The organism is Caulobacter sp. FG7, assembly GCF_057808875.1.
The window spans coordinates 22,247-39,019 of the sequence record NZ_JBMDIW010000020.1 but is presented as its reverse complement, the minus strand read 5'-3'; the positions used below and the strand labels follow the sequence as shown (position 1 = coordinate 39,019).

Below are 16,773 nucleotides of genomic sequence, written 5' to 3'. Positions count from 1 at the left end.
TCCCATGCGTCAAAGCGACGGTTCCCTCCCGTCACGCTTCGTCACATATGCCGGCGTTATTGATATCGATATCATAATGATCGATGCTGCCGCGATCCTAGGGAGGAAACATGAGCCGACAGAAGAACCCGGCCCGCCGCGCCGCCACCGCGCTCGTCGCCATGCTGCTTGGAACCGTCGCGAGCGCGGCCACGGCCGACACGCTGCTGACCTATCCGGTCCCGCCGCAGTTGATGTACGTGGCGCACAACGACGACTTCACCGTGCGGGTGCGCACGCCCGGCGGCGAATGGCGCGATCTCTACGAGTACCGGGTGCAGGTCGACACCGACACCAAACAGAACGCCTCGCTGGTCTATTTCGACTTCGACGGAACCGTCGAGCTGGAGGTGATGAAGAACAACGGCCGCTTTTCCGAGGTCTCGGTCGCGCCGTTGTCGAGCGTGGTGAAGCCGCAGCGCCAGGGTTCGATCCTGCGCATGACCCTGACCAGGCCCGAGCGCTTCTCCCTGCAGTTCGACGATGACCGCCTGCGCAACCTGCACATCGTGGCCGGCGCCCCGCCCCCTCCCCGTCCGACCGGCGGCGACATCGTCCATTTCGGACCTGGGCTTCACGTCCCGCCGGCGGGCCTCGACCACTTTCCGGTCAAGTCTGGCCAGCATGTCTACATGGACGGCGGCGCGGTGCTGAAAGGCGCCTTCGACCTGAATGGCGTCAGCGACGTGAAGATCTCGGGACGCGGCCTGCTGTGGGATCCGGGCCGGGCGATCGACCTGGAGAAAGCCAGGAACGTCGAAGTCTCGGACCTGATCATCGTCAACAGCGACCGCAAGGACGCGGCCCGGGTGATGAACATCCGCAATTCCGAGAACGTCGCGGTCAGCCAACTGACTGGCTTCACCTCTGGCAAATGGTCGGACGGGATCAACATCTCGACCTCGCGCCACGTAAAGGTGCGTGACGGCTACCTGCGGGTCTCGGACGACGCCGTGGTGGTCTATGCCGTGGCCGACTGCCCGATCTGCCGCCAGAAGGCCGCCCAGACCGGAATCCCCGATCCGAACCCACCGGGCGACACCTTCGACATTCAGGTCTCGAACATGCGCCTGTGGGTCGACGTCGCCCACGCCCTCTATATCGGCCATTTCGGCGACAACGCCGATCCGCGCACGATCCGCGACGTGACCTTCGACAACATCGACGTCGCCAATCTCGACGAGGACGATCCGGATTGGGAGGGGGCGATCGCCGCCTATTCGGGCGACAGCACGCTGATCCGCAACATCACCTTCAGCAACGTGCGGGTCGACCGCATCGAAGAGGGCAAGCTGATCAACATCGTGGCCGGGAACAACCCGCGCTACAACAAGGCGCCCGGGCGCGGGATCGACGGCCTGAGCATCCGGAACGTCGCCTACGCCGGCGAGGGCATGCCCAGCCTGTCGATCATCCGTGGCCTGTCGCCCCAGACGGCGGTCAAGAACGTGACGATCGAGAACCTGACCATCGGCGGCAAGCCGGTGAAGTCGGCCAAGGATGGCGACATCGCCGTCAGCGGCGAGGTTTCGGGCCTCTCCTTCCGCTGAACGCAAAAAAGAAGGGCGCCGTCGTCGACGGCGCCCCAAGGCGGGACTTATGCGGCGACGGTCAGCCGCCGAACTTGTAGCGCAGGCTGATCCCGTAGACCCGGCCGTTCATGAAATACTGGCGCAGGATGTCGGTGTCGTAGCCGCCGTCCGGCTCGCCGACGTAGCGGATCGGCGCCTTGTTGGTCAGGTTCGAGGCCGTCAGCGACAGGGTCAGGTCGTCGCGCAGGTTCAGGTTCACCGAGGCGTCGAGCAGGCCATAGCCCTTCAGGTAGCGGCCATCGATCGGATTGGGCGAGATCCCGAACAGCACGTAGTCCGAGCGGTAGGTGTAGACGAGGCGCGCCGAGACCTTCTTGTTATCGTAGAGGCCCGCCAGGCTCCAGTTCTGGTCGGACTGGAACGGCTGGCGCACCTTCATCGCCCCTAGCGGCAACTCGGTCTTGACCCAGGTGTACGAGCCCTGGACGCCGAAATCGTGCAGAACCTCAGGCAAGAAGTCGTAGTCGAAGAAGGTCTGGGCCGCGAACTCTACGCCCTTGGCGAAGCCGGGGTCGGCGTTCTGGGTCTGGGTGATACGGAACTGGCCGGTCGGGCAGTTGTTGGGCGTCACGCCGCTGTAGGGCTGCGAGGTCGCCACCGTCTGGCAGCTCTCGACCCCGATCGGGAAGCCGTCGACCTTCTTGTAGAAGGCCGCGACCGAGACGTAGCTTGTCGGGCCGAAATACTTCTCCAGCGACAGGTCGTAGCTGTAGGCCCGCAGCGGCTGCAGGTTGGCGTTGCCCTGGCTCCCCGTGCCGCTGGTCAGGTTGACGACCACGGTCGGGTTGATGTCGCCGACGCTGGGCCGGGTCATCCCCTTGCCGAAGCCGAAACGCAGCAGCAGGTCGTCCTGGATGTAGCCGGTGAGATTCAGGGTCGGCAGCACGTCGGTGTAGCTGTTGCCCTGGCTTCGGGCGACGATCACCGGAGTTCCTCCGGTGGTGTCGGTGACCCGCGCCTCGGCGTCGAGATCAGTGCGCACCACCCGCACGCCGGCATTGCCGCGGATGCGGTCGTTCAGGAAGGCGAAGTCGACCACGCCATAGCCCGCCAGGGTCTCCTCCACCGCCTTGCGGCGCGACAGCAGCACCTCGGGCAGCGAGTCCTCGGCCGGGATGCCGGCCAGGGCGAAGCGGTTGCGGACGTTGTCGCCCAGCAGGGCGTCGGGCGAGAAGGTCAGGAAGCCGCCCGAATAGCCGGCCTCGCCGTCGAACCAGTTGGTGTGCGAGCCGGCGACGAGGTCCTGCACGGTCGAGGCCAGGATCCCGTTCGACTGGTTGGCCGCCAGCGCCAGGCCATCGGTGGTCAGGTTTTTGCCGCTGAAGGAGTAGTTGTAGAACTTCGACTTCTTTCGGTAGTAGCGCGCGCCGAACTTCACGGCCTTGATGAAGCTGTCGTCGATGCGCAGCTTGCCGTCGAACTGGGCGGCGAGCCCTGCGTCGTCATAGACGTTGTTGGTGCCGTTGGCGTAGTTCAGCAGCACCCAGTTGGCGGGGTTCGACAGGTCCGGCCCGCTGATCGACAGGGTCTGGGGCGTTCCGACCTGGCGGCTCACGTTCCAGCCCAGGCCCGCGCGAGGGGTCATGGTCACCGAGCGGTTGTCCTGGTGCTGGTCGGCTTTCACGTAGGAAAGGTCGGCCTTGAGGTCGAGGGTGTCGGTCGGCGACCACTTGGCGCCGCCGGCCACGATCCAGGTCTTGTAGATGCGGTGCTCGTCGCCGCCGATCGACGAGAAGCTCGAGCCCAGGAACGTGCCGCTGTTGAAGCGCTGGCCGGCCAGCACCGCGTCCTCGCCGCCATTGGCGTTGCGGTTGGCCAGGCCTTCGGTGGTGCTGAACGGGGTGGTCGCCAGGCCCTGGACGTAACGGCTGTCGGCGCCGTTCAGGAAGCGATAGCCCTGGTGGTAGAGGTAGGCGTTGTAGTTGCCGTCGACATAGAACTCGAGGCCCGGGCGGACCTTCCATTGGAAGGCGCCGGCGAAGCCCTTGCGGGTGCGCTGGATGTCCTCCTCGTTCACGTTGATCTGCACCCCGGCCATGTTGACCAGGTTGGCGCGCTCGGCCGCGGTCAGGGCCAGCGGATTGGCCACGTCGGCCAGGAACGCGATGTCGCTGCGGCCGGCATAGGCCTGGTTGTAGGCGCTGTTGCCGGCGTACTCGGCGCTGTCAGCGCGCACCACGCGGCGCAGGTTGGTCCCGCCGGGGCCAGGCGCGTTGTCGGACCGGTTCCAGCTCTTCTGGTAGTTGGCGCCCAGAAGCAGACCCATCTCGCCGTCGCCGACGTCCCACTTGTGCGAGACCAGGCCGAAGTATTCGGGCTGCATCTGCTTGACCATGTCGTTGTAGCGGCCGGAGATCGCCACGCTGCCCGACATCTTCGGCAGGTCGAGCGGACGGCGGGTCTTGATGTCGACGAGGCCGCCGATGCCGCCCTCGATGTGCTCGGCCGAGGGGTTCTTGTAGACGTCCAGGCCCGCGATCATGCCGGGGATGGCGGCCTCGATGTTGAACTCGCTGCCGCCGGCGGTGAAGTACGAGCGGCCGTCGACCTGCGAGGCTGTCTGGCCCGACAGGCCGCGGATCGTCAGGCCCGAGCCAGCGCCCACAGGCGAGGCGCCCTCACCGCCGTAACGGTAGCCCTGCACGCCCGGAATGCGGGTCAGGGTCTCGGCGACGTTGGGATCGGGCAGCTTGCCGATGTCCTCGGCGCGGATGGAGTCGACGACCTCCATGGTGTTTTTCTTGACCTGCACGGCCGACTGCAGGCTCTGGCGGATGCCGGTGACCACCACCTCCTCGACCGCTTCGTCGGCGGTCGCAGCCGGCGCGGTCTGGGCGTGGGCGGCGCCGAACGCGCCCAGCGCGACGGCCAGCGTCGAGGCGGTCAGAAAAAGACGCGATTGAACTTCGGACTTCATGGCTTCCCCTCCTGCGGAGCCTACGCCCGATAAGCCGGCGCGGCCCGTCAGATCCCGCGCGAGGCGGGTTTTCCCTGTTGGCTCGGGCGCTTGGCGCGCCCTCTCTGTTTCACTCCCGGATCGGGGCGTCGCCTGAGCGGCGATCTATCCCAATCACATAATATTGTTATCGATATCATTGATCGCTGACAAGAGCTTTTGTCAGACAAATGCGATGATTGACGTTCAGTTGGGCGGCGACGATCGACGCGCCAGCGCCACGTCGCCCGAGCAGGCCTTGGCGACGCCGTCGACCTTGATCGAGCGTGCGCCTTCGCAGGCCAGGCGAACGGCGTAGGTCGGCTGGCCCTGGATGCTGGCCTCCACGCCCTGCCCCGCCTTGTCCTTGACCACGAAGGCCTTGGACAGGCTGTCCAGTTCCACCCGGCCGTCGCGGCGCAGATAGCTGCCGTCGGCGACGAACCAGCGGCGCGGCTTGGCCGCGCTGCCGCCCTCCGGATAGGTCAAAGCCAGGATGTAGGCGTCGGTCTGCCAGCCGCCGAGATCGGCATTGGCGTTGCGATGGCGGATGCGGCCGTCGGCCAGCAGGTTGAAATAGACCTCGGTGACCTCGCCCCTCTGGTGGATACGCACCATCAGCCAGTCCTTGGTCTCGACCTTCTCGATCCTGGGCGCGGGATCGGGTCCGTTCGGCGTCAGGGCGACCACGAACTTGGTCCGGTCGGTCAAGCCCGGCGCCTGCAGGCGCAGATAGGGCTGGACCTCGTCGGGCGCGTGATCCTTCAGGCCCCGCCCCTCGGCCATTCGCATCAGCTCGGGATAGTCGGTGAACAGGCCTGCGTCCGGCAGGGTCTCGGGGAACAGCGGCCGCACGGCGACCTCGGCCTCGCCGTTCCTGACGGTGACCACCTGCCCCTGGCGCTTGGCTTCGCCTTCGTAGTGCATCAGCCACTCGAACTGACCCGGCGCCCAGCCCTTGAGGTCGTCGATGACCAGGATCACATCGCCGATCCACATGAAGCTGCGGTACTTGCGCTCGAAGGTCCGGGCATTGGGGCCCGTGGCGTCGGCCCAGACGAAGCGCAGGTCGCCAGCGTCGACCAGGTGGTCGACCCGCCCCACGAAATGCGAGCCGTTGTAGGTGTTGCTCTCCGGCTCGGCCTTGCCGTCCAGGGTGACGACGTTGTGCGCCACGCTCTGGCGGTAATAGCCGTCGTACTCGGGCCGGGCGTAGCTGCTGTTGCCGGAATCGATCAGCAGCTGCTTGCCCTTGTGCCAGAGGATGAAGCTGCCGGCGTCGGCGTGGTTGTGGTTCCAGGTAAAGCCCGAGCGCAGCGCCAGGAAGGTGGCGTCCGGCGCCCAGGACGAGCGCATCGTGGCGGCGCCCAGGTCGCTGTCGATCCAGCTGGTCGGCAGACCCGGCCCCTTGCCAACCGATGCGCGGGCCTTGGCCGAGGGCCACTGGACCATGTTCTCCGGCTCGGCGAAGACGTCCTGCTTGGGGTCGGGACGCACGGTGTTCAAGTACCAGAGATAGCGCGACTGCTGGTCGCCCGTGGCCCACAGGTTGGCGATGGCGCTGGCTCCGCTGGAGGTCGGATTGCCATCGCCGAAGTTGGTCGACAGGAACCCGCCGGTGGTCGGGTAGAGGTTCTGGATGAAGTAATCGCCCAGCCCCGACAGGCGCGGCGTAGCCGGCGGCCGCTCCTTGAAGGCGTCCAGCCACGCACGCTTGAAGCGCAGATAGCCCTCGGCGGCGAAGTCGGCATAGTTGATGCTCTCGACGAAGGCCCCGTTGGACGCGAAGTGCGCCGGCTTGGTCTCGATGGCGCTGCCGTCGTAGTTGGCCCACTCCTCGGCGGCCTCGTCGATGCGGCGGATCCAGGCGTCGGCCTGCGGCTCCTCGGTCTTGATGGCGATCGCCGCCACGCCGGCCCCGAAGACGATGTGGCTGAACCAGTTGTGACCCATGGTGTCGAGACTGTGGATCCGCTCCTTGCCGTCGATCCAGTCGTTCAGGGTCGGGCGGATCGCGCCCTTGACCAGGGCCTTGGCCAGGCGGTCGCGCTCGGCGGGGCTGAGGGCGTCATGGATGGCGTCGAACGTAAGCCCGTAGGTGTAGGCGCTGGTCCCCATGCCGAGATCGGAGTTCCAGACCGGACTGCGGGCCAGCAGCGGCTTGTCCGTCACCCAGTTGGCGCGGTTCGCATAGACGTCGAGCAGGGCCTTGGCGCGGTCGGCGTACCTGCGCTCGCCGGTCATGCGATAGGTCAGCGACAGGCCCATCAGCGCCGCGTTCAGCTCGCGGTCGTTGGCAGGCTTGCGGGTCAGGGCCGCGTCGGCGTCGGCGCGAGCCTTGGTCCAGGCGGCCTTGGCGTCGGGATCCTCGGCCACGCGAGCCTTGAACTGCGAGACGTGGGCGTCGCTGAAGGTCAGGTACGGATGTCCAGACTTCAGGGTCTGCGCACCGGCCGTCCCGGCCAGGAGACAGCTTGCCAGGGCCAGGCCCGACACCATCCGCTTTGCTCGGCTCTTCACGCGCTTCTCCCCATACGCTTCTTGTGACTTCAGATTATGATATCGATATCATTCTAGGGCGCAAGCGGCTCCGCGCTCACCCTGCTAGGCCAGGGCGAGATTGATCGCCATCGACCGCCGCACGCCCGGACTGCGGAACGGGTAGACGCAGTGCAGCATCCACGAGGGCCACAGGTAGAAGTCGCCGACCACCGGCTTGACGGTGAAGAGGTTCTTCACGCCAACGGCGCTGCGGCTGTCGATGAACTGCAGGCAGCCGGCTGTGTTCTGCCTGGCCTTGTCGGCCGCGAACTCGGTTTCGTAACCGGGTGGAACGCGCAGGAAGCCGACGCTTGAATAGAGACAGCCCTGGTGGAAATGGGCCGGGTTGTAGTCGCCGGCGACCATGTCGTTGATCCAGCCTTCTTTGATCTCGATGCGCAGCTTTTTCGCCTCGAGCTCCTCGGTGCGCTCGTAGTCGCTGAAGTGCATCAGGGCGTTCTCGCACCGGTAGGTGTAGGTGCGGGCCACGTCGAACAGGAAATCGGTCAGCTCGACCGTTTCGCGGATCACGTCGGTAAAGCGGATCTCGGTGCTGACCGCGCCGGCCAGATGGGCGGACCAGTCACGGGCGGCGACCTCGTCCTGACGCGCGACGATCTCGTCGATGCGGGCGTTCAGGCGCTCGACCACGCCCGGCGGCATGGTTGCCTTGATGATCGTCGGGCTGAACGGCGCGACCAGCCGCAGGTCGTGGTCGTGGCTCATGGCCGCTCTCCCCTGGCTATCGCGACGGCGCGTAGATCACCGCCGTCTGGCCCGGTGCGAGGCTGAGCGTTCCAGCGCCCGGCGCGATCTTGCGCCGGGATACGAGGTCCACCCTGCCCTTTTCCGCTTTCGGCAACGTGACGCTCATCGCCTTGTCGGCGCTGGCGTTCATGGCGATCAGGTACGGTCCGTAAGTCGCCTCGTAATAGTAGCCGCGGCCCGCATAGGGATTGTCCTGGTCCTTGTAGCGGGCCTCTGGCGGCCCTTTGGCCACCGGCAACACCTCGCCCTCAAGCGCAGCCGGCGCCTCGCCCGGATAGGCGACGATCGGGATCGAGCCGGCCGAGATGTGCGGCGTGGCGCGGCGCACGCAGGTCTTGCCGCTGGGCTCGAAGTCCACTCTGCCAGCAATGGTGGCGATGCGATCGACGGTCGGGGTCTGGTAGTGGAAGCGCGCCAGGCGGTTCACCCCGCAATTGGCCCGCCAGTAGAGCGAGGCGTAGAGCACCTCGTCACCGTTCTTGATCGCCACCACTCCATCCTCGGGATCGGCGAACACAAAGTCGGGCTGGCCCGGCGTCATCGGCAGCTTCACGTCCGATTTCGGCCAGGCCGTCACGGCCAGCCACTCATCATAGGCGTCGAGCAAACCGATGGTCGTGCGCTGACCCTTGTCCTTCAGTCGATCGCGCAGCACGGCGTAGTATTGACCATCGTCCAGGGCCTGGCGGGCGATCGCCATCAGCTGCGGGTCGCGCGTGGCGACGGCGACATTGAAGGGCGTGTTGTCCCAGCCGGACTTCTGCACATAGGTCGTCGCGCCCGGATAGACAGGGTCGCGCCAGCCGATCGGCGCCTCCAGCAGCATGGTGCGCGCGCCCTCGGTGTCGATCCCCGGATAACGGAAGGCCATCCGCGCCCTGGCCATCTTCAAGAGCTGGTCGCGCAGGACCGGATCGCCCTGCCCGCCCGGCGTCGCGGCCGTGGCCGTGGCCTGATAGATGCTGGTCGCCCAGTCGAGGATCTCGCCGTAGCTGCCGACGAAGCCCAGTTCCTTCGAGAGCCCGGCCTTGGTGAAGAGCCTGTAGTCGTCGGCCGAGCGGAAGCTGCCGGTATCGGCAGCGGCGCTGGAATAGGTCGGCTTGCTGGCCTCGTCGAGACTGCCGGTCCAGGGCGTAAGACCCATGGACTCGTAGAAGAACCGCCGCATCGCCGGCTCGGGCCGGGCCAGCGGAGTGCTCAGCGAACGCAGACCCTCGTTGCTCCAGTAGATCCCCAGATCAACGATCATCGACTGGTTGGTGTAGAGCCGGCGATGGGTCTGGATGTAGCCGAGCCCGGCGTTCAGCATCCGGGCATAAGCCCCGCGCCGCGTCGAAACGCGCTCCACGCCCGCGACCGGCGCGTCGAGATAGGGCGCGACATCGGCCTGCAGCAGGCGCAGCGCCTTGCCGAACGGACCCATGGCGTCCCAATCGGCGTTGGTGCGGCTGGCGTCGACATAGACGCTCTTCGGATCGGCCAGGAAGCGGGCGTAGAAGGCGTCGCCGCTCTCGATCACCTTGCGGGCCACGGCCGGATTGGCGTGGGCCTTGGTCCATTCGAGACTGGCCGCGCGCGCCAGGAACTGCACCTCCAGCACGTTCAGCGGGCCGGGTTGGGCCAGCTTGCGGTCGATCTCGCGGTTCACGCGGGCCTTGAGATCGTCGAGCACCTCGGGCCCTGCCGATGGCGCGGCCGCCGGCGGCGGCGCCTGGCCGGCGAGATCGCCGCTGTCCAGGAACGGGTCGGCGTGAACATAGAGCGCATAGACCGGCCGCGAGGCCTGGCCCATCGGCTTCTGGAAGCTCTCGAACTGCTGGGTATAGACGGCGTAGGGTCCGCTGGCGCGGATCGCGCAGTCCAGCGCCCCCTTTCCCTTGGTCAAGGTGATCGGCAGCGGGAAGGTGCGATAGGTGAAGCGCCCGGCGAAAGGCGGCGCCTGGGTTCCGATGTCGAGGATCTCGACGTCGCCCAGGTGGCGGTAGCCGACCTGCCTGCCCTCGCAGAACAGGGTCAGCTTGCCGTCATTGACGTCGCCGCCCCACAGGCGGATCGAGGCGTAGTTCTGGATGGCCGGATCGACGGCAAGCCGGAACTTCAGATCGCCGCTGAACCGCCCGCCAGGCTCGCTCGGCGGCAGCCGCCGCGCAGCGAGACCCAGGCCGCCCTCGATGCGCTCGGCCGCCGAGGCGTCTACCGCGTGCGCGGCCTCGGAGACCGGGTCGCCGAACACCAGCTTGTCGATGAGCGGTGTGGCCGCGCTGGCCTGCGTCGCCAGAAGGCCGAGCAGAGCGCTCGCGCCGAGGATCAGCCGATGACGGGTCATGCGCCCCTCGTTCGTGATGCTTGGGATAGGCCTGGCGAGCGAGGGCGCGACACCCTCGCCCGCCGGGCGTCTTGGTTCCGGGCGAGCCCTAGAACTCCTTGCGGACGGTCAGCCACACCGACCGCGGCGCGTTGCGCTTCACCAGGTAGCCGGACTCCGGCAGTTGCTCGACAACGTCGTAGACCTGCACGCCGGTGGGTAGGTTGGTGCTGATCATCGGGTCGTAGGCCGAGATGTAGGCCTTATCGAGCACGTTGCGCACGTCGAGCGTGACCATCGTCTTCTTCAGGCCGCTATACTGGACCGAGACATCGAGGTTGTCCTGCGCCGGCAGGAACCGGTGGTCGAGCGAATTGGTGTTCAGCTTTCGCTCGTCCATCCAACGATGGCGGACGTTGAGGCGGAAATCCTTGTAGCGATAGGACACCGTGTTGCTCAGCGTCCATTTCGGCGAGCGCGCCAGCAGACCTGCGTCGATGCGCAGCACGTCGTCGTCCGCGCCGTTACCGTTCGCTCCGGTGTTCAGCCAGACATAGGCCTCGGTGGTCTTGCCATTCAGGAAGGTCACCGACGGATTCCACTCGAGGTTCTTGGTGACCCGCCACTTGGCCCAGGTCTCGATGCCCCGGGTGAAATACTTGTTGAAGTTGTCCGGCAGCAGATAGGTCGAGACGTTGTCCTTGTCGATGCCGGTCGGATAATCGTTCACCGCGAAGTTCTGGTAGAAATAGGTCACTTGGCCGTTGAAGCGGCGATCGCCGAACGTATAGGCGAACTCGTGGCCCTTGATGTAGGCCGTGGGCCCTAGCGGACGCACCAGGGTGGCGGCGGTCGAATAGCGGTTGATAACGCCCGACGACGGCTGCTTGGCGTCGGTATAGCGATAATAGATCTTGTGCTTGTCGTTGAAGTTGTAGCCCAGCGCCACGCTGTAATCGACCAGGCCGAGATCCTTGTCGGCGCCGATCACCTTGGCCGGCGTCTTGGTCATGTAGACGTTGTCGTAGACCGTCAGCGGATCGCCATCGAGGCCACCGTTGGTCAGCGACGCCGCGCCGGAATTGCGGGTATCCCACGTCTCCGAATAGGTCCGGGCGTGGAAATACTGGTACTTGATGCTGGCGTTGAAGTCCCAGTGCTTGGTCGGCGACCAGGCGAAGCCCGCATAGGGCGACAGCTCCATGATCCGCGCGCGCTGCGAGACGGTGGTGAACAGGCCGCTGCCGTATGACCCCCAGCCGCCGGCGTCGGTCAGCTGATAGTTCGTACCGTTCTGGGTGACGTACTTGACGTTCAGGTTCTGCACCTGGCCGTCGGCCCAGGCCGAAACGCCCAGGCCGTTGGCCCAGTTGTCGTTCACCTGCTCGGAGCGCGACAGATAGAGGCCGCCGTTGATGCTCCAGGTCTCACCGCGATAGGTGGCCGTGAAGTTGCCCATGTAGTCGACGGATTCACGGTAGTTGTCCTCGGCGCGGGTCAGCAGCACGAGGTCCTGCGTGGCGCTTTCCGCCGGCAGGGTGACGCCATTGACCACCCCGCCCCGCATGTCGATGTTGCGGTTGGGCAAGGTGTTGCCGACGATGCAGAGGCTGTTGCTCTGCCAGGTGGCCAAGGTCACCCGCGGACAGGCCGCGCCGGTGCGGTAGTTGGTCCCCAGTTGCGATCCGGCGACGTTGTTGGCGACGCGGGCCACTTCCTGGCCGGCGGCGTTGGTGAAGACGTAGTAGCCCGGCGTGCGGTCCAGGTTGTTGATGTTGAGACCGAAGCGCTCGCGCGTCGCCGCCGCCGAGGCCAGGGAGGCCAGCTGCTGGGGCTTGTAGGACTGGCCGCGATAGGTCGACTTCTGGATCCGCGCCGCGCCGGTGAAGGTCAGGCGCTCACCGATGTCGTGGTTCCAGCGCAGCGACAGAGCGTCCTGCTTGTAGCGGTAGCCGTCCGACGGATCGAGCGTGTGGCTGCCCGGCTTGAAGTAGTTCGGAACGGTCTGCTTGCCGCCGTTCATGAACAGGTTCACGTCCCGGCCGAAACCCGGGATCTCCTGCGGGTTCTGGTAGCCGTAGGTCGGCTGCTGGAACGTCGTCAGCTCGGCGTTGGTGTCGTCCAGATGCTTGTAGACCAGGTTGAACGAGCCGCCGCCATTGTCGGTGTTGTAGTCCTTGTAGAGGTTCACCCGGAACTGGCCGCCGTGGTTCAGGTCGAAGCCCGGGTCCACCTGGCCGCTCGAGCGGCGATAGAATCCGCTGACGCCGACGCCCATGTCGCCGGCTTCGTTGACCCAGCCATAGGCGCCGTCGACCTGCTTCCACGACAGGTGCAGGTCCTCGCCCTCGAAGCCGACCCGGGTCTGGATCACCGCACCCGGCTTCACCTTGCCGGTGATGTAGTTGAAGGTCGCGCCCACCGAGGTGGTGACGCCGGTGGCCGACGAGCCGCCGCGCACCGACTCCACCCGGCTGGTCGAGATGTCGGCGCGGTAGAAGTAGCCGTCCTGGAAGCCGCTGAACTTGAACGGCACGACCGGCAGGCCGTCCTCCAGGATCGTGGTCCAGAAATAGCCCGAGGTGTTGGCCCCGGTGCCGATGGTCATGCCGCGCGTGAAGACCTCGTTGCGGGCCACGCCGTCGTTGGATTCGACCACCACGCCGGGCATGTCGCGCAGCATGTCGTCAGCGCTGATCGGCGTGAACTTGCTCATGTCGTCCTCGTTCAGCACAGAGAACGAGACATTGGCCTTCTTGGCGGCGGTGCCGACCATCACGCCGGTGACGATCACTTCGTCGACGGCCGTGCTCTCGACGGTGACCGGCTTGTCGGCGGCCGGCGTCGCGGTCGCCTGGGCGTACGCGGCGGTCGCCGACAGCGCGCCGGCGCCCGCGGCCAGAGCCAGGACCATGTGAGAAACTTGCAGGGCGCGGCCACGACCGCGCTGAGGGTTGAGACCACCCATCCTATCCTCCCCTTTCGGACTTTGGTCCGATCTCGTTCTGCGCCGGAACCTCGCCCCGGCTGGCCGATCGCGTTGTCGTTCTCGAGCGCGCTGCGCAGCGCTCCGACCGGCTTGTTGTTATCGATACCAGCGCATTTCGAAGCCTGTCAACGGGATTCGCAACATTGACTTCTGAAGCATTCGACCGGGCCATTACTGGCAATGCGCCGCCCACATAGGCGCGCGAAACACCCGAGCCTGAACAACGGCGACTTGATATGGCTCCAAAGCACAGGCCTCAGACGCAACCACCCAAGGATGCATTTCCAACGTAGCGCCACAGTCAGACGTTAGGAGCCGATTACATAAGCAAACCGGACTTCGCGCCTGCTTCGACCGCGCGGTCTCGCACGATCGTGCCATGTCGCCGACGACGGGAGATCAGCCCTTCGGCCGCCAGCAGATCCAGGGCCGCCCTGACGGTGATCCGGGCCACGAAGAAGCCGCTGGCCAGCTCGCGCTCGGTCGGCAGACGTCGCTCGCCGTCGAGGATCGCCGCCCGCAGCCGGTCGGCGAGCTGGCGATAGAGCGCCACGCGCCCGGTGCGCTTCAGCGGCGCCCAGCAGACGCCCGAGACGGATGGTTGAACCATGCCGCGTCGCCCTCCCCCGCTACTTGAAGCTCACGCCTTCGACATTGGGCCCGATCTCGATCACCGCGGGATCGGCCGCCTTCAGGCGCTTGCCCCCGACAGTCACGTTCTCGAAGCTGATGTTGCGGACCGGACGGTCAGGGCCGAAGCCCGAGATCGTCGACGGGCTGGGCCAGCCGGCGCCGGAGAAGCGGATGTTCCTGAACCGCACGCCATCGACCAGCAGGCCCGGGCTCGTGCCATACTTGGCGTTGAACACCGTGCGCACGTTGAACAGCTTGCCCTCCTCGATCTGCTCGACGCGAATATCGTCGAACAGGACGTCGCGGACGGTGTTGTCGTCGCCCGCGCTGATCGCCAGCGCGCCCTGGTACTCGGGATCGTCCTCGTCCAGCCCGAGGATGTCGATGTTCTCGAAGCGCAGATCCTCCAGGACGTTACGGGCCTTGGTGTCGCCGTGCAGGCCGATGAACACCGCGTGCGCCACGTCCGGCCAGAAGACCGAATCACGCACCCTCACCCGCCGCGTGTCGCCGACGCCTAACTTGCGGGTGGCGTAGACCGCGACGCTGTCGTCGGAGGTGCGGATGAAGGCCTTGTCGACGGTCACGTCGCTGCAGGCGAAGACGTTGACCCCGTCCGACCACGAACCGTTGCTCAAGGTCTTGATATCCTTGAAGGTCACGTTGCTGGACGAGGCGCAGGCGATGGTGCCGTGCTTGGGCGTCAGGAAGGTCAGCCCCTCGACGGTTACGTTCCTGGAGTCCTGCACGACCAGCTGGTCGGCTGGTCGGTCGATGATGCCGCGACCGATGATGCGGACGTTCTGAACCTTCTCGGGCTTGAACACGCCCTGCAGGATCGCGCCGCCGGCGACATAGATCGTCTGGCCCGACTTCACCGGGAACACCCCGCCCGGCGGCGCGTGCAGGCCAGGCTCATAGAACACCACATCCGGACCAGGCGCAGGCCGGGCGATCGGCGCGCCGGCGAAGATGTGCAGGTTGTGCAGGCGATCGCCGTCGAACTCGACCGACAGGTTCTGCGGCTTGTCGATGGTGAACAGCACGACGCCGTTCTCGACCTTGTGCTTGATCGCCTTGCTGGCGGGTCGCACCTCGACCCGCTTGAAGTCGCCGTTGTTCTTGCGCACCCCGATCTCGACCGTCCCCTCGAAGTCGAACTGCACCACCGAGACGTCGCTGGGACCGTCGGAATCGACCTTGGCGGTGTATTCGTAGAGGTCGCGCCAGGGCCCGCCCGGCTTGCGCGCCCGCACGGTGAAGGTGTCGTTGTGCATGCTGTAGAACAGGCCGCCCGGCGGCAGCGGATAGACGTGCAGGCCCGAGGCGTCAGCCTGGTCGGCCGCGCGGGCCGATCCAGCCAGCCCGACAAGCGCCGCGGCGCCGGCGAGTCCCGCCCAGGACGCTTTTCGCGCTGTGAACCCCATCATGAACTCCTCCCCAGGCGACGCTCTGCCCGTCCGGCGGCGTCGTTGTTTTCGGCATCGAGCTCTTGATCGACGCCAGGACGTCGAAAAACCTTGCGGATCGCTCGAACACGAATATTGATATCGATATCATATCACTCGCGCAAGCCCCGGCCCAGCGAGCGAGAACGAAGCCAAAAGCACTTGGTATCGTTATCAGATCAGTCTAAGACCGAAAGGTCGGACCAGCCGCGCCATGCAGCGCGGCCGGCGCGGGAGGGTGTCGCATGGCCATCAGGAAGAACTACGCGCTGCTGAGCGCCTTCCTCTTCTTCTATTTCTTCGCCCAGGCCATGAGCATCTCGCTGCTGGCCCTGTGGCTGAAGCGGACCCTGGGCCTTTCCGGCGCCGAAACCGGCGTGGTGTTCGCCGCCAACTTCATCTTCGCGATGATCTCCCAGCCGCTGTACGGCTTCGTTTCGGACAAGGTGGGCCTGCGCAAGACCATCCTCTGGCTGATCAGCGGACTGGTCGTGCTGTCCGGGGCCTTCTTCGCCTTCGTCTACGGCCCGCTGCTGAAGACCAACCTCCTGCTGGGCGCGATCGCCGGCGGGGCGTATCTCGGCGTCACCTTCATCGCCGGCAGCTACGCCCTGGAGTCGTTCGTCGACCGCGTGGGCCGCAAGTACGGCTTCGAATATAGCCGCGCGCGCCTGTGGGGCTCGCTGGGTTTCGCGGCGGCCGCCTTCTTCTCGGGCCGGCTGTTCAACCTAGACCCGCTCTACAACTTCGCTTTGGCCTCGTGCGCGGGCCTGATCCTGCTGCCGCTGCTGGCCTTCGCCAGGATCGAGCCCAGCGCCGACGAGCGCGAAAGCTCCAGCGCCCTGAAGGCCACCGACGCCATGGCGATCTTCAAGCTGCCGAAGTTCTGGGGCTTCATGGTGCTGATCCTGGGCGTGACGAACCTCTATCTCGTCTACGACCAGCAGTTCCCGGCCTTCTACGCCTCGCACTTCGCCGACCCGAAGCAGGGCGCGGCCATGTTCGGCTATCTGAACTCGGCCCAGATCTTCCTCGAGGCCGGCATGCTGTTCGTCGCGCCGTTCGTCGTGAACAGGATCGGGGCCAAGAACGGCCTGTTGCTGGCCGCGGCGATCATGATCGTGCGCATCGCCGGCTCAGGTCTCGTGCACGGCCCCGTGCCGATCTCGGCGATGAAGATGCTGCATTCGCTGGAACTGCCGATCCTGGTGGTGTCGATCTTCCGCTACATCGCCTTCCACTTCGAAAGCCGCCTGGCCTCGACCCTCTATCTGGTCGGCGTCAGCTTCGGCCATTCGCTGGGCCTGGCGATCCTGTCGCCGATCGTCGGCAAGAGCTACGACCTGATCGGCTTCCCCAACACCTACCTGCTGATCGCCCTGTTCGCCGCCGCCTTCTGGGTCGCCTCGGTGTTCGCCCTCTCCCCCACCCCGCGTGAAACCCCGCCCGCCAAGGACGCCGAGCCCGATCCGGCCCTGGCGCAAGCCGACCTGGGCGGCGGCGACGTGGCCAAGGTCAATTGA

Annotated in this window: 9 protein-coding genes; 2 read left to right on the top strand and 7 right to left on the bottom strand. The window is 66.0% G+C overall.

Going from position 1 to position 16,773, the window contains the following annotated elements; genetic code table 11:
- Window positions 1-110: 110 nt before the first annotated feature.
- Window positions 111-1,589 carry a glycosyl hydrolase family 28 protein gene (locus tag ACODR1_RS16775; RefSeq protein ID WP_488881469.1) on the top strand — a complete coding sequence of 493 codons (1,479 nt, stop codon included), beginning with the start codon at window positions 111-113 and terminating at the stop codon, window positions 1,587-1,589.
- 61 nt (window positions 1,590-1,650) lie between these two features.
- Here the strand turns inward: ACODR1_RS16775 and ACODR1_RS16770 are convergent, their stop codons facing one another.
- The 7 genes from ACODR1_RS16770 to ACODR1_RS16740 form a co-directional block, all read right to left on the bottom strand.
- Window positions 1,651-4,548 carry a TonB-dependent receptor gene (locus ACODR1_RS16770; protein WP_488881468.1) on the bottom strand — a complete coding sequence of 966 codons (2,898 nt, stop codon included), beginning with the start codon at window positions 4,546-4,548 and terminating at the stop codon, window positions 1,651-1,653.
- Window positions 4,549-4,773: 225 nt separating this feature from the next.
- Complete coding sequence (locus tag ACODR1_RS16765; RefSeq protein ID WP_488881467.1) at window positions 4,774-7,086, bottom strand: heparinase II/III domain-containing protein; 2,313 nt, start codon at window positions 7,084-7,086, stop codon at window positions 4,774-4,776.
- 84 nt (window positions 7,087-7,170) lie between these two features.
- Window positions 7,171-7,833, bottom strand: a complete 663-nt coding sequence (locus ACODR1_RS16760) for a putative 2OG-Fe(II) oxygenase (protein WP_488881466.1) — start codon at window positions 7,831-7,833, stop codon at window positions 7,171-7,173.
- 16 nt (window positions 7,834-7,849) lie between these two features.
- On the bottom strand, window positions 7,850-10,201 hold the full coding sequence (locus ACODR1_RS16755; RefSeq protein WP_488881465.1) for a hypothetical protein: 2,352 nt from the start codon (window positions 10,199-10,201) through the stop codon (window positions 7,850-7,852).
- 88 nt (window positions 10,202-10,289) lie between these two features.
- The gene (locus ACODR1_RS16750) at window positions 10,290-13,094 is read right to left on the bottom strand and encodes a TonB-dependent receptor plug domain-containing protein (protein ID WP_488881464.1); all 2,805 of its coding nucleotides are present in this window, start codon (window positions 13,092-13,094) and stop codon (window positions 10,290-10,292) included.
- Window positions 13,095-13,488: 394 nt separating this feature from the next.
- On the bottom strand, window positions 13,489-13,779 hold the full coding sequence (locus tag ACODR1_RS16745) for a GntR family transcriptional regulator (RefSeq protein ID WP_488881463.1): 291 nt from the start codon (window positions 13,777-13,779) through the stop codon (window positions 13,489-13,491).
- A 19-nt stretch (window positions 13,780-13,798) separates the two neighbouring features.
- Window positions 13,799-15,232: a glycosyl hydrolase family 28 protein gene (locus tag ACODR1_RS16740; RefSeq protein WP_488881462.1), complete on the bottom strand. Its 1,434-nt coding sequence runs from the start codon at window positions 15,230-15,232 to the stop codon at window positions 13,799-13,801.
- 263 nt (window positions 15,233-15,495) lie between these two features.
- Here ACODR1_RS16740 and ACODR1_RS16735 point away from each other — a divergent pair, with 263 nt between their 5' ends.
- Entirely contained in the window at window positions 15,496-16,773 is a 1,278-nt protein-coding gene (locus tag ACODR1_RS16735; RefSeq protein ID WP_488881461.1) for an oligosaccharide MFS transporter, read from the top strand.

Coding starts and splice junctions, on each gene's coding strand:
- ACODR1_RS16755 (WP_488881465.1), bottom strand. CDS start 10,201: ATGACCCGTCATCGGCTGATCCTCGGCGCGAGCGCTCTGCTCGGCCTT.
- ACODR1_RS16745 (WP_488881463.1), bottom strand. CDS start 13,779: ATGGTTCAACCATCCGTCTCGGGCGTCTGCTGGGCGCCGCTGAAGCGC.
- ACODR1_RS16770 (WP_488881468.1), bottom strand. CDS start 4,548: ATGAAGTCCGAAGTTCAATCGCGTCTTTTTCTGACCGCCTCGACGCTG.
- ACODR1_RS16735 (WP_488881461.1), top strand. CDS start 15,496: ATGGCCATCAGGAAGAACTACGCGCTGCTGAGCGCCTTCCTCTTCTTC.
- ACODR1_RS16750 (WP_488881464.1), bottom strand. CDS start 13,094: ATGGTCCTGGCTCTGGCCGCGGGCGCCGGCGCGCTGTCGGCGACCGCC.
- ACODR1_RS16775 (WP_488881469.1), top strand. CDS start 111: ATGAGCCGACAGAAGAACCCGGCCCGCCGCGCCGCCACCGCGCTCGTC.
- ACODR1_RS16740 (WP_488881462.1), bottom strand. CDS start 15,232: ATGATGGGGTTCACAGCGCGAAAAGCGTCCTGGGCGGGACTCGCCGGC.
- ACODR1_RS16760 (WP_488881466.1), bottom strand. CDS start 7,833: ATGAGCCACGACCACGACCTGCGGCTGGTCGCGCCGTTCAGCCCGACG.